General features: G+C 38.7%; 18 protein-coding genes. 9 read left to right on the top strand and 9 right to left on the bottom strand.

Going from position 1 to position 13396, the window contains the following annotated elements; all coding sequences use genetic code 11:
* Positions 1-117 precede the first annotated feature (117 nt).
* The 6 genes from bshC to rpmB form a co-directional block, all read right to left on the bottom strand.
* A complete protein-coding gene (gene bshC / locus BV902_RS01520) occupies positions 118-1707 on the bottom strand; it encodes a bacillithiol biosynthesis cysteine-adding enzyme BshC (RefSeq protein ID WP_075990467.1) in 1590 nt (529 codons plus the stop codon).
* A gap of 362 nt (positions 1708-2069) precedes the next feature.
* A complete protein-coding gene (gene rimO, locus BV902_RS01510; protein WP_075990465.1) occupies positions 2070-3407 on the bottom strand; it encodes a 30S ribosomal protein S12 methylthiotransferase RimO in 1338 nt (445 codons plus the stop codon).
* A gap of 18 nt (positions 3408-3425) precedes the next feature.
* Positions 3426-4388: a signal recognition particle-docking protein FtsY gene (ftsY, locus tag BV902_RS01505; protein ID WP_046672598.1), complete on the bottom strand. Its 963-nt coding sequence runs from the start codon at positions 4386-4388 to the stop codon at positions 3426-3428.
* A gap of 139 nt (positions 4389-4527) precedes the next feature.
* Positions 4528-4689 (bottom strand): DUF4295 domain-containing protein, encoded by a 162-nt coding sequence (locus tag BV902_RS01500; RefSeq protein ID WP_075990464.1) that lies wholly within the window; start codon positions 4687-4689, stop codon positions 4528-4530.
* A gap of 51 nt (positions 4690-4740) precedes the next feature.
* Positions 4741-4923 (bottom strand): 50S ribosomal protein L33, encoded by a 183-nt coding sequence (rpmG, locus tag BV902_RS01495; RefSeq protein WP_002998409.1) that lies wholly within the window; start codon positions 4921-4923, stop codon positions 4741-4743.
* A 75-nt stretch (positions 4924-4998) separates the two neighbouring features.
* The gene (gene rpmB / locus BV902_RS01490; RefSeq protein ID WP_046672597.1) at positions 4999-5232 is read right to left on the bottom strand and encodes a 50S ribosomal protein L28; all 234 of its coding nucleotides are present in this window, start codon (positions 5230-5232) and stop codon (positions 4999-5001) included.
* Positions 5233-5449: 217 nt separating this feature from the next.
* Here rpmB and BV902_RS01485 point away from each other — a divergent pair, with 217 nt between their 5' ends.
* From BV902_RS01485 to BV902_RS01475, 3 genes are all read left to right on the top strand, one after another.
* On the top strand, positions 5450-5701 hold the full coding sequence (locus BV902_RS01485) for a hypothetical protein (protein ID WP_075990463.1): 252 nt from the start codon (positions 5450-5452) through the stop codon (positions 5699-5701).
* Complete coding sequence (gene recO / locus BV902_RS01480) at positions 5685-6407, top strand: DNA repair protein RecO (protein ID WP_075990462.1); 723 nt, start codon at positions 5685-5687, stop codon at positions 6405-6407. The genes BV902_RS01485 and recO overlap by 17 nt, the downstream gene beginning before the upstream one ends.
* A gap of 241 nt (positions 6408-6648) precedes the next feature.
* Positions 6649-7137 carry a DUF805 domain-containing protein gene (locus BV902_RS01475; RefSeq protein WP_075990461.1) on the top strand — a complete coding sequence of 163 codons (489 nt, stop codon included), beginning with the start codon at positions 6649-6651 and terminating at the stop codon, positions 7135-7137.
* Between the two features lie 558 nt (positions 7138-7695).
* Here BV902_RS01475 and BV902_RS01465 read toward each other — a convergent pair.
* The gene (locus BV902_RS01465) at positions 7696-7887 is read right to left on the bottom strand and encodes a cold-shock protein (RefSeq protein ID WP_046672593.1); all 192 of its coding nucleotides are present in this window, start codon (positions 7885-7887) and stop codon (positions 7696-7698) included.
* A gap of 162 nt (positions 7888-8049) precedes the next feature.
* Here BV902_RS01465 and BV902_RS01460 point away from each other — a divergent pair, with 162 nt between their 5' ends.
* The 6 genes from BV902_RS01460 (at position 8050) to gcvT (ending at position 12443) form a co-directional block, all read left to right on the top strand.
* Positions 8050-8766, top strand: coding sequence for an SIMPL domain-containing protein (locus tag BV902_RS01460; protein ID WP_075990460.1), 717 nt, complete (start codon positions 8050-8052; stop codon positions 8764-8766).
* A gap of 2 nt (positions 8767-8768) precedes the next feature.
* Positions 8769-9260 (top strand): DUF4112 domain-containing protein, encoded by a 492-nt coding sequence (locus BV902_RS01455; RefSeq protein WP_075990459.1) that lies wholly within the window; start codon positions 8769-8771, stop codon positions 9258-9260.
* Between the two features lie 145 nt (positions 9261-9405).
* The gene (locus tag BV902_RS01450; RefSeq protein ID WP_075990458.1) at positions 9406-9774 is read left to right on the top strand and encodes a DUF4359 domain-containing protein; all 369 of its coding nucleotides are present in this window, start codon (positions 9406-9408) and stop codon (positions 9772-9774) included.
* A 1-nt stretch (position 9775) separates the two neighbouring features.
* Positions 9776-10468, top strand: a complete 693-nt coding sequence (locus BV902_RS01445) for a pseudouridine synthase (protein WP_075990457.1) — start codon at positions 9776-9778, stop codon at positions 10466-10468.
* Positions 10462-11280, top strand: a complete 819-nt coding sequence (locus BV902_RS01440) for a DUF6929 family protein (RefSeq protein WP_075990456.1) — start codon at positions 10462-10464, stop codon at positions 11278-11280. Before BV902_RS01445 ends, BV902_RS01440 begins: the two co-directional genes overlap by 7 nt.
* A gap of 80 nt (positions 11281-11360) precedes the next feature.
* Complete coding sequence (gene gcvT, locus BV902_RS01435; protein ID WP_075990455.1) at positions 11361-12443, top strand: glycine cleavage system aminomethyltransferase GcvT; 1083 nt, start codon at positions 11361-11363, stop codon at positions 12441-12443.
* Between the two features lie 33 nt (positions 12444-12476).
* On the opposite strand, the gene BV902_RS01430 is transcribed toward gcvT, so the two are convergent.
* Complete coding sequence (locus BV902_RS01430) at positions 12477-12707, bottom strand: DUF6358 family protein (protein WP_075990454.1); 231 nt, start codon at positions 12705-12707, stop codon at positions 12477-12479.
* Positions 12708-13009: 302 nt separating this feature from the next.
* A complete protein-coding gene (locus BV902_RS01420; protein ID WP_075990452.1) occupies positions 13010-13324 on the bottom strand; it encodes a rhodanese-like domain-containing protein in 315 nt (104 codons plus the stop codon).
* Positions 13325-13396: the final 72 nt, after the last annotated feature.

Raw genomic sequence — 13396 nt, 5'->3', positions numbered from 1 at the left:
GAAATAGACCGTATCTGCAAAAAGCCTGCATGATTCGTAAACACCAACAGAAATGATCCGAATCGACGGTCTTTATTGCGAATAACATCACAAAAAAAGTCAGCCGAAGCTGACATGCTAATACAAAATCGTAAACTTAAAATCCAATGGATTAAAGTATTTGTAAAGATCCCTAAAAAGGCTATCTCCATATTTAACATAGAGTAACGCAAAATTTTCAGACCTTTCCTGTAGTCCTCCGCCAGGAAAGAGCTTTTCCTTCACATTATCAATATCCGTTAGAGCATGTTGATGATTTCGCTTTTCGGCTTTCATCAGCTTTTTCTCTAAATTATTGATCGCTTTTTTTAACCGCGCTTTTACCGCTTCCGTACTAGGGCCTAAACTTGGATCTATTTTGTGGGTTCGTAACTTTATCTTACCAAAAATAGCGTTCAGCTCCATCCATTCGTCATTGAGATTGAGACGTTCTTTGGTATGACGTCGAACATATTCTTTTTTTAGTACTTCTGCTGGACGAAAGATACTCTTAAACGTTAGATCAACGCGAAATAATTTCGCCGCAACGTTGTCCTCAGTTATCATCGCTGAATTGCGCGGTATCAAAATTGGAAAATCTACCTGATATTGGTCAAAGTTAGACTTCAATTGCATCCAATAGACCATTTCGGCGCCACCACCAATATAAGCAAGATTGGGAAGTATAATTTCTTGATACATCGGACGCATGACCACATTTGGACTGAAGCGCTCTGGATAATGATCAATCTCCTGTTCAAGCTCAGCCTTCGTAAAATAAATATTCTGATGCAATACTTCGTATCGACCATCGGCAGCGAGCACCAAGCGTTCCCGAAATTCATCCGTCAAATAAAAGAAATTAATCTCACGAGCATGTACTTGGGTGGAGAAACCATTTGATTCTAGCTCTTCCGATCGCGCTGTTATTGCCTTAAAGCTTTTTTCAGTTAAGATATCTTCCTTGATAATTGGCTTGAACAGTTCCTTCAATTCCCGGTCATCCGCATCGACGATCAAAAGACCGTAAGACTTAAACAACTCATTAACCATATATCGCGTTGCATCTGCTAATCGATCATGGTTCAAATAGGCTTCTTCCACAATCCGTGTAAGTTTAGTCGAATTTTCGGAAAGCCCCAAAATATTTGTGTACTGCTTCACAGCATCAACGATTGTTGCTGTATCCATTCGCCCGGTAGCAGAAATAGCAGGCGTATCCCAACTAATTTTCTTACCGAAGACTTTCGTATGGTTGATTTCTTCAAAATCATGATCTTCGGTCGCCATCCAATATACAGGAACAAAATTTTTATCGGGGTGTTTGCCCTTCAAATCTTCGGACAAACGTATTGCCGTCATGATTTTAAAAATAAAATACAAAGGTCCGGTAAAAATATTGAGCTGATGTCCCGTCGTGATGGTATAAGAATTCTGGTCGAGCAACAGTTCTATATTGGCCGCTACAGCAGGGGAATCCTTTAATAGCTCGCCATATTGCTTTTTAAGACGCTCAACAAGAATCTCCCGGTGTTCAAATTTCTTCTTTTCGTTCAATTGCTTTTCAAAACCAGCCCAGGTAGGCCAGTTTCCTACAAAAGATTTTAAGGCTTCATCATGCGCCAAATAGGCCAATAAAGTCTTAGAGAAGCTATTTGTTTCACTATATTCAATATAAGTTGCCTTCATCTGCAAATTTTATTAATTATTCTCTATTCTTAATTGATAACGAAAATCCCCCAAAGCAAGCTGACATGGCAGTGTATCTTTTTCGCTAAATAGAACCTATTTTCAATTTTAATCAGAAGGATGATTCACCATGAAACGACAGGCTTTCTTGAATCTGATTTTAAACGGCTATAGATTGTTTAAAATGGGGATTGTACGTTTACAAATGTATCTAGTTTGCGTCGACAAAATAGTGAATTTTCACAAAAAGCTTGTCCCGCTTTTAAATTATATCATTTTACTGACAATTGTCTATAAACAAACGGGCCTCCTTTGAATAAAGGAGCCCGTTTGTTTATATTATCATCTATAAGCTTTTAAACTTATTTCCTTACAATTTCACCATATAGATCGAAATCTTCAGCTCGGTCGATTTTTACCTGAACAAAATCACCAATACGTGCATAAGAATCTGCAGCAAGAATCAAAACTTCATTGTCTACTTCTGGAGAATCGTATTCTGTGCGGCCGATAAAGTAATCGCCGTCTACCCGATCAACCAATACTTTATACGTATTACCCACTTTGGACTGATTGATATCATACGAAATACCTTGCTGCACTTCCATGATAGCTTCCACACGCTCTTCTTTTACTTCCTGTGGCACATTATCCTCCAGCGAATGTGCGTGCGTCTTTTCCTCATGAGAATAGGTAAAACAGCCTAACCTGTCAAAACGGGTCTCTTCAACCCAATCCAACATCTCCTGGAAATCCTGTTCAGTTTCACCTGGATAACCACAAATTAATGTCGTACGCAAGGCGATATCTGGAACTTTGTCACGTATTGCGTTGACAAGATCGATCTGTTTCTGTTTTGTTGTACCTCTTCGCATAGACTTCAACATCGGATCAGATATATGTTGCAATGGCATATCCAAGTAATTACAGATATTTGAACGTTCGTTCATGGCGTCCAAAATATCCATTGGGAAACCCGAAGGATAGGCATACTGCAGTCTGATCCATTCGATACCGTCAACATCTGACAAATGGCGCATTAAATCAGAAAGATTGCGCTTTCCATAGATATCTAAGCCATAATAGGTCAGATCTTGTGCAATCAGAATCAATTCTTTCGTGCCGTTCGACGCGAGAAATTTTGCTTCTTTCACAAGATCATCAATGGATTTGGAAACGTGTTTACCACGCATCAAGGGAATTGCACAAAAAGAGCAGGGACGGTTACATCCTTCGGCAATCTTAAAGTAAGAAAAATGCGAGGGTGTTGTCAATAAGCGTTCGCCCAACAATTCATGCCGATAATCAGCACCAATGGATGACAACAGATCCGGCAAATCATTCGTACCGAAAAAGGCATCAACATTGGGGATTTCAGACTGTAGCTCTGGCTTATATCGTTCAGAAAGACAACCTGTAACGATCACTTTATTGATTTTACCCTGATCTTTTAGATCCGAATATTGTAAGATCGCATCAATAGATTCCTGCTTGGCATTATCAATAAACCCGCAGGTATTGATGACGACGATATCATTCGCCTGTATATTGGATGCTTCATGCACGACTTCCATCTGATTGCCCTTTAACTGGCCCATCAGGACTTCACTATCGTGAATATTTTTCGAACAGCCCAAAGTCACCACATTGACACGTGGTTTATTGATCAAAGGCGCTGGTTTCGCGTATTTTGTCTTCATATGATTAGAAGGTAGACTCTATTTGAAAAGGGAGTCCACAAATTCCTTTTTGTTAAACAACTGAAGATCACCTATTTTCTCTCCTACACCAATGTATTTCACCGGGATCTTAAATTGATCAGATATACCAATAACCACCCCACCCTTAGCTGTTCCATCGAGTTTAGTCAATGCTAAGGCATTCACATCCGTTGCCTGCGTAAACTGCGTACATTGCTCAATGGCATTTTGTCCTGTCGATGCATCCAAGACCAACAAGATTTCATGTGGTGCACCTGGAACAACCTTCTGCATCACATTTTTGATCTTCGTGAGCTCATTCATTAGGCCAACCTTATTGTGCAAACGGCCTGCGGTATCAATGATACACACATCTTCACCATTTGCCACTGCCGATTTCACGGTATCATAGGCCACTGAAGCAGGATCCGAGCCCATTGCCTGAGCGACAACACGCACGCCAACACGCTCACCCCACAATTTAAGTTGATCAACAGCCGCGGCCCGAAAGGTATCCGCTGCCCCCAATACAACTTTGCTTCCAGCTTGTTTCAACTGATGAGCCAGTTTGCCAATGGTCGTTGTTTTGCCAACCCCATTAACACCTACAACCATAATAACGTATGGTTTATGATCGCCATAATTGAAATTCTCGAAATCAGCACTATTGTTCTCTGCCAGTAGCGTCTGAATCTCCTCTTTCAGGAGATTGTTTAGCTCAGAAGTAGAAACGTACTTATCGCGGGCAACGCGGGCTTGTATGCGATCAATGATTTTTAAGGTAGTTGTAACCCCAACATCAGAAGTAACCAAAACTTCTTCCAGATTATCCAGCACATCGTCATCTACTGTTGACTTACCAACGACAGCTTTTGTAATCTTGGAAAGAAAGCCTTCTTTTGTTTTTTCCAAACCTTTATCTAAGGCCTGTTCTTCTTCTTGTGTTTGTGGTTTTTTCTTAAAAAAATCAAATAATCCCATGGAGTGTAGTAGTGAAAATTGATGTCCAAATATAAACAAATGTCCTCAACAAAAAAAGCCCTTTCGGTAGGATACCAAAACGGCTATTTTTATCGAATTCTTTTTAAAGAAAAACTTTAAAAAAGGAAAATGCTACTAGTTATTTTTGAGCTGCTGCAACTACGTCTTTCACTTTATCGTTGTGAACCATACCTTCTTTGAAAGTATACGCGCCAGTTTTTGCAGATTTAGTAGTAACAATAACCTTTGTAAATTCTTTACCGCCACCTTTTTGTAACGATGCAACTGCTTTCTTTGCCATGGTATATTAATATTTTACTTAGCTTCTCTTTCAAGGGCTAAGATGTGTGACTTACTTAATTTCTTTATGAACAGTAACTTTTCTCAATACTGGGTTGAATTTTTTCAATTCCAAACGCTCAGTTGTGTTCTTTTTGTTTTTAGTAGTGATGTAACGAGACATTCCCGGAAGACCACTTTCTTTGTGTTCAGTACATTCTAAGATAACTTGTACTCTATTTCCTTTTTTAGCCATTGTTTTACTTTATTTTGATCCCATTATAGGATTGAAATTCATGAATAATCTTAATGTAACAGGCGCGACAATCAATTAGATTGACCCTTTAACGATAAATTTATTGATCGCTGCTGTAATCCCGTTCTTGTTGATAGTCTTGATAGCAGAAGTAGATACTTTTAACGTAATCCAACGATCTTCTTCTGGAATGTAAAAACGTTTAGTTTGTAAATTTGGATAGAATTTACGTTTAGTTTTAACGTTTGAGTGAGAAACGTTATTTCCTGTTAACGCCGCTTTGCCTGTTAAATCACAAATTCTTGACATGATATTATTTTTTTGTTGTCTTTATTACAATATGTTAATCCTTTGCACTCTCTGCAAAGAGTTTGCAAATATCTATATTTTTTTTGGGATAAGCAACAAGATAATTGGAATTATTTTTAAAAATAGTTCTACACAGGAATGGTAAGGGCAAAAATAAAGGATTTTATTGTATTATATTTGCTCTGTAAAGAAAAATAGTTTTCAACAATTCACATTTATGAACAAATATCTTCGCAAGGGCTTAAGGGAAATAATCATCGGTGTCGTACTTGTCATCTTGGGATATTACCTCATGGAACAGCGCTCCAATTGGTATAAATTAGCGATGCTTGTCGGAGTTATTGTATTTAGTATCGGTTTTCTAACTTTAATCTATCGCATGATTCGCAAGGTAGACCGAAATGCCATTATTGAGATGCGTGAAGAAGCGCATAAAAAAGATAAAGAAGGGAATGCTGAACAAAACTAGAGGTATCGTCTTAAAAACAACCAACTATTCGGAAAGTAGCCTTGTAGTACAGCTCTACACCGAACAGTTTGGCATGCAATCTTATCTCATTACCGGCGCAAGGAAGCCTAAAGCAAAGATCAAGGCCAATATCCTTCAACCCTTACATTTATTGGAAGTTGTCGCTACTCATAAAGATAATGGTTCATTACAGCGGATTGCCGAAGCTCGTCAGGTTCCTGTCCTGCAAGAAATTCCTTATGATATTGTCAAAAGCTCCCTCGCTCTTTTTCTGAATGAAATACTCTATAAAATTCTGAAGGAACAGGAAAACGACCCCTACCTTTTTGAATTCATCCACCAATCTATCCGTTGGCTGGATGAAACGCATTTAAATCTGGCCAATTTTCATCTTGTTTTTTTAATCAAGCTAACCCGTTTTCTCGGGTTTTATCCGGCTGAATCTAAGCAGGCCCACCCTTATTTTAATCTTCATGAAGCGACCTTCTCAAATAGCCTTCCTGAACATCCGCTTGTATTACAGGAACCACATACGTCTATTTTCAGAAATTTAATCGAATCCGAATATTCGAATTGTGATCGAATTAAAATGAGCAGTTCGGATAGGCAATTCCTATTGGAAAAAGTGCTCGACTTCTATCGTCTGCACCGCACAAATTTTAAAGAAATAAAATCGCTCTATATACTCGAAGAAATTTTTAGATAATTAAGCCCAAGTTTCCTATTCAAAAGATCCAACAGGCGCTCTTTGGATAACAGGAAATAAATATCCCTTCTGAAATGCTCAACCAGCCTAAACAAAATAACCAGCAATTAGCTACTTGGTAACCATCTAATTGTCTCTAATAATTGTTCTCTCAGATAAATTCTTGGTACATTTATTGTAACAAAATTGAAATAACATTTGGTTTACTAACATCATTTTCACCTAAAAAAGTATTAAAGATATGGAACTTAAAGAAAACTTTTTAAAGGTTGTTCGAGACAACTATGCCAACTTTGAAGGAAGAGCCCGCCGAAAGGAATATTGGATGTTTTTCCTTGCAAATCTTATCATTAGCGCAGTATTTGGAATACTGGGACAAATTGCAAGCTTATTTACGTATGTCTCAGGCTTAGTAAGTTTAGCTTTACTAATTCCAGGGATAGCCGTTACGGTCCGAAGATTACATGACACCAATAAATCAGGCTGGTTTATATTAGTCGCCTTGATTCCATTTATTGGTTGGATCTATCTGCTTTACTTATTGGTATTGGAAGGTGACAAGGCTTCAAATCAATATGGTCCAGACCCCAAGGCGATTGAAAGCGGCTCAAATCATCCCTTTAATCAAAGCCAAGATCCATTAGGTTCTTCTCGGCCACAGGATCCATTCGGAAGTTCACAACCGTCAAATCCTACGCCACCTGCACCCGACAAAGACCCCTTTGCTTAAGGCTAACCCATATAAAAAGCGCTTTCACAAGATTGTGAAACGCTTTTTTATTTAAATTCTATTTTTGATCTTTCCCGATCAAACTAACGAAAATTCACCGCCCCAAGAATAGTAACGGATTTGATTCTCTAGCATCCAATTAGAATTAATGTCTGTGTTTTTTCTTTTGTTGCCCGGGAGCAAAATCACGAGCAGACTGCTCTCCATAGTATTTTTTAGCCTGACCCGGCGGCATTTTTTTTCGGACCTCGGCCATGGCTGTGGCCATGATGAGTGGAATAACATGCCGACATGGAAACCGCTATGACAACAGAAAGAACCAATAATAAAGTGCGTTTCATCTTAATCTCCATATTTTAAACACTTCATTACAATTATCAGTCCAAAATGTTTAACCGACCATAACAACGGCCCTCGCACCTACTCTTTCGAATTTCCAATGCTAAAGGATAATATCAATCCTGGCTCATAAAAATCCTGGCTCATAAAATACAACTGCATAAAAAAGCCCATGCTGTTCGCATAGGCCTTTTCACAATAAATATATCTTCAATCTAATTAGATAACTCTTACATTTACCGCATTAAGACCTTTACGGCCTTGTTCAACTTCGTAAGATACATTGTCATTCTCACGAACTTTGTCTACTAATCCCGAAACGTGAACAAAAATTTCGCTCTCGCCTGAGTTAGGGATGATGAAACCGAAACCTTTGGTCTCATTAAAGAATTTTACTTTACCTTCTTGCATGGCACTATATTATTAATTTCCCTAAAGGTATAGAAATAAAATCAAAAATCTTAACCTTTTTATTTTTTTTATCCGTTAAACTTTTTCATCAACTTTGGCTCCAATCTTGTAGCAAAGCGATAATAGCAATCGTATTATTATAAAAACTTTAAGACAAAAAACATGAAAAAAATACTTTTAGGACTTGCCTTTTTAGGTTTGATGACTCAATTAAACGCACAACAAATGGTTAATAAAGAATTTGTATCCACGGTAGGACGTGCCGAAGAGGAAGTAACTCCCGATATCATCTACATCGATGTAACACTGAAAGAGTTTTATGAGAATGGCAACACCAAGAAAAAAGCTGCAATAGACAAATTAGAAAAGGATCTGTTTGATTCGGCAACAAAAGCTGGTGTTAAAAAAGAGGATTTTACCATCCAAAATATCTGGAGTTATAACGTCCCGGACAAAAAGAAAAAAGATACAGATATTCTACTTTCGAGACAGTACCGTATCAAGGTAACCAACTTGAATAATTTGGATCAATTACTAGATGGAGTCGACAAAGCGGGTATCCAAAGCACTTATATCAGTGAATATGACTATTCGAAGAAAAAGGAACTGGAAAAAAGTTTAAAAACCAAAGCAGTATTGGATGCCAAAGCTAATGCACAGATTCTAGCAGAAGCAGCAGGTCAAAAAATTGGCAAAGCCATCGTATTATCTGAAACACCGCAACAAATTATATTTGGCGTTCAACCGATGATGCGTAACGCTATGTATAAAGGCGCCATGGCCGAAGCTGCAGATAGTGCTGCTGGCAATGGGCTTGATTTAAATATCAGACCGATGAAAGTAACGAGTGAGATCAGCGCTTCGTTCGAGTTATTGTAATCATGCACAGAGAAAAAACTCCAGCAGATAAATTAAAACAAATTGACCAAGATTTCGGTTGGATCGACCGAATATCTTGGTTAATGGATAATCAGTTTAAAATTGGAGGATTTCGGTTTGGGTTAGATCCGCTGTTAAACCTTATTCCCCTAGGAGGAGCAATAGCGGGTTTTGGAACATCACTAGTCTTAGTCATAGCCATGTGGCGTAATGGCGCCAGTCCCAAGCTCGTCATACGCATGCTCCTCAATATTTCCCTGGATGCAATTCTTGGGAGCATTCCTTTCCTCGGAAACCTGCTCGATTTTTTTAGCAAAGCCAACGAAAAGAATATCAAATTACTGAGACAACATTATTATGAAGGAAAACATACGGGTTCGGGTATCGGAATCGTCATCAGTATCCTGATTGTCTTTTTTCTGCTCATCGCTGTTACATTGTATCTTATTTGGACATTATTCTCCTGGGCTTTTTCGCTGCTAAATGGTATCTAATGCCAACAATTCCTGTCATTCTCTCGCTAAATTGGAATCCTTGGTATTTCTGGGGAAACAATGACCTATATCTAATATCTATTTAATAATTTTGATGTCGATAGTCATCCCGTTATGACATCCAAAACTTAATCTCGAATTTAAAATGAGTAAAAAAAGAATATTTGCACTGATTTTGATCGTCGTCATGCTGGCTGCAATTTTGACGAACCCCAGCAAAGAGGAACATGAAAAAATTGTACGTGCGAAAGCTGAACAGCTATTGAAAAGCCAGCTTCATGCAAAAGATCAGGAATTTTTCGGATTGGGGATGCAGCTTTTTGGCAACGACATTGTCGATAGATTTATTCAAACTTCGGTCGTGGTAGACAACTACTATTTGTTTTCTTTAACAAAAATAAAATGGCAGGGCACCGAACAGATCATAGGCGGAGGCGCTTTTAAACACATCTGGCTGAGCCCAAAAATTGATGAAAAAGCAGACGAAATTATTGCTGCATTGAAAAAGATCTAATATGCCTTTAGAAATACTCTACGAAGACGAATCTATCGTTGCAATCAATAAACCGCATGGACTATTGGTACACCGATCTTCTATCGCACGCGATGCTTCAGAATTTGCGCTACAGCTCCTTCGGGACCAACTAGGAAAAACAGTTTATCCCGCACATCGTTTGGACAGGAAGACTGGAGGCATACTGCTATTTTCGCTAAATAAGGAGACTGACCAATATTTACAAAAAAGTTTTCAGGAGCGCAAGGTCGACAAAAAATACCTCGCTGTACTCAGGGGCTTCGCACCAGCGGAAGGTCTGATTGATTATCCCTTAAAAAGGGACGATGGTACGCTTCAGGAAGCCCAAACGTCTTTTCGTTTACTTGCTCAAAGCGAGCTGGACGTTCCCTTCGGAAAATTTCCGACATCACGATACAGTCTCGTCGAAGCCAATCCAATTACAGGTCGTATGCATCAGTTACGCCGCCATTTCGCGCATATCTTCCATCCAATTATCGGCGATCGCCCGCACGGATGCAACAAACAAAACAAGTTCTGGAAAGAAACGTACCAAATGGATACCATGCTGTTGCATGCCTCGGAGCTGACCTTTAAACATCCGTTATCGGGCGAAGACGTTCATATCGAAGCGCCCCTACAACCCGATTTCATCAGAGTATTGGAAATATTAAATCTCAATGAAGTATGTTAAAATTGATTCTCGAAGCCTTTATCAGCATATCCGGTATCACTGCAGCTTCTGGTATTGTCTATCAGGATAGGCAGATCCATATCATTTCTGACAATAGCAATTACATCTACAGCTATCATATCGCAGACCAAAAGTTGTCTAAAACGGTACTACGCCAGTCTGATCCGATGGAAAACATTGCTAAAGCAGCTAAATTGGATTTGGAATCGATCACTTTCGATGGAAGCCGCTATTATCTTTATGGTTCTGGTTCTACCCCAAACAGAAACAATCGTTTTATTTGGGACGGCAAAACAATCCTCGAGGAAGACTTCAGTAAAATCTATTCTTCCTTAATGGAAAAATTCAGTATTTCCAAAGAAGACTTCAATATTGAAGGTGTTGTTCATGTAAAAGATAAGATCCTATTTTTTAACCGGGGAAATGGTCCTAAAGGCACAAATGCCATTTTAGAGTATCACCCGCTTTATCCTGGCCAGTCCCGATGTATCCCGATTGAACTACCCAAGCTAAATGGCATCTCGACAGGCTTCTCAGATGCGACCCTGGTTGGAAATGAAATCTATTTTATCGCTACCGCGGAAGACGCAAAATCGACCTATCTGGATGGAGAAATCGGAGGTTCCCTTCTTGGAAAAATACCTTCAGATCTTTCTGGCAAACCCGAGACATTCGAAATTCCTGAAAAGCATAAATTTGAAGGAATCACGTTAAAAGAGAAGACGACCCAAGGCCTTGTTTTCCTGCTGTGTGAGGATACCGATAGCGAAGATGATCATATGACCATCTATTCGCTCCAGGTAAGCAATTAAATCGATTGTTCTAAAATGGATTCACAGTGAGGAATCACGTATATTTTATTAAATTTGTAGCTGATTAAAACTTAATTTTTATGTTAAAAAATACTGCCCTTTCGGAGACGCACATTGCTTTAGGAGCAAAAATGGTTCCCTTTGCAGGCTTCAACATGCCCGTACAATACACAGGCATCAATGATGAGCACGAAACAGTTCGCACAGGTGTAGGAGTTTTTGATGTAAGCCACATGGGTGAATTCATCCTAAAAGGTGAAAAAGCCCTGGATCTACTTCAAAAAATCTCTTCCAATGATGTGTCAAAATTATACGATGGCAAAGTTCAATATGCTTATATCCCCAATGAAACTGGCGGTGTAGTTGATGACTTCCTAACATACCGTATAGACGATAAGACATATTTTTTGGTTGTGAATGCGTCAAATATTGAGAAAGATTGGAACTGGATCTCCAAATACAATACAGATGGTGTGGAGATGAAGAATATCTCGGATCAAACCTCTTTATTTGCAGTACAAGGTCCTAAGGCTGCGGATGCACTTCAATCGCTTACAGATATCGAATTAGCTCCAATGGAATACTATACCTTTGCAAAAGGTACATTTGCGGGTGTAGAAAATGTGTTGGTTTCTGCAACAGGATATACTGGCGCTGGAGGTTTTGAAATCTATGTGGCCAATGAAGATGCCCAAAAAGTATGGGATGCTATTTTTGAAGCAGGTAAAGCTTATGGAATCAAACCAATTGGTTTAGGTGCCCGTGATACTTTACGTCTAGAAATGGGTTTCTGCCTATACGGAAATGATATCGATGATAATACATCTCCTTTAGAAGGCGGTTTAGGCTGGGTAACGAAGTTTACAAAAGACTTTGTGAATTCTGCGGCGCTTAAAGCGGAAAAAGAAGCTGGTCTAAAGAAAAAGCTTGTTGGTTTCGAGATGATTGACAGAGGCATTCCTCGTCATGATTACGAAATCGTTGATGCTGATGGAAATGTAATTGGACGTGTTACTTCGGGAACGCAATCACCAACATTGAAAAAATCAATCGGTTTGGGTTATGTGGATACAGCCTTTTCAAAAGACGGCACCGAGATCTTTATTCTGATCCGCAATCAAAAAATAAAAGCAAAAGTAACAAAACCACCATTTGTGAAGTGATAAAAAAAGCCTGCTTAAAGCAGGCTTTTTTTATCACTTCTTCTTTTGTTTTGTAGCAGGTTGCTGTTTACCGCTTTCTTTTTGTTGAATAAGCGATCGAACTCGTTTGCTTAAAACAACGCGGAGGTAGATCAAAACCACCAAAAAGGCGATGGATAATCCCGTTACCAACATGTTGCCGGCCTTATACCCTTCAAAACCACTGTAAACTAAAAATACAATAGCCAAACTCAACACGATGTTTAGAAAAAAATACTTTAACATATTACTTTTTTATTAATCCCAATACCCGTTTTCTCCATCCTCCAAAGAAATAGAATGCTCCCCCAACAATGTTTAATAAAACGATCGTCAAAGCCATCAGCATCCTCTCCGTGTTAGAAATTGTCCTCGAAAGCATGATTTCCCGTAGAACCAATATTACCCATAGGAGAGACAATAAAATGGAAAGGCTACCTAATATAGGGAATATACCAAGGTTAAATAATCGCGCTAAAATAGCTACGCTATAAAAAGCAAGACTAAACAAGAAAGCTTGCTTAGTCTGATGCTCCAAATTCTTCATCTTAATAAACGTCTAACTCTGGATCGATTTCCTCTTTCCAAGCTAAAATTCCGCCTCTTAAGTTTGCAAGATTGTCAAAACCTTGTTGCTCCAATAACATAATCGCCTGTGCAGAACGTTTTCCAGAACGACATTGTACGATAACAGGTTTATCTTTCGCAATCTTATCCGCTTCGATCAATATACCTGAAAGTGGAATATTCAATCCATTTAAATTTGATACTTCATACTCAAAGGATTCACGAACGTCTATCAACTGAAAATCTTCGTTGTTATCGATTTTATTCTTTAATTCTTGTACAGATACTTCTTTCATTTTCAAACTATTTAATATTCAAATATACTACATTTTTTCCGAAAGTGTTCGCTTTCATGGATGCTCAAAATC

The organism is Sphingobacterium sp. B29, assembly GCF_001952815.1.
Taxonomy (GTDB): Bacteria; Bacteroidota; Bacteroidia; order Sphingobacteriales; family Sphingobacteriaceae; genus Sphingobacterium; species Sphingobacterium siyangense.
This window is presented reverse-complemented; position numbering and strand designations above follow the sequence as displayed.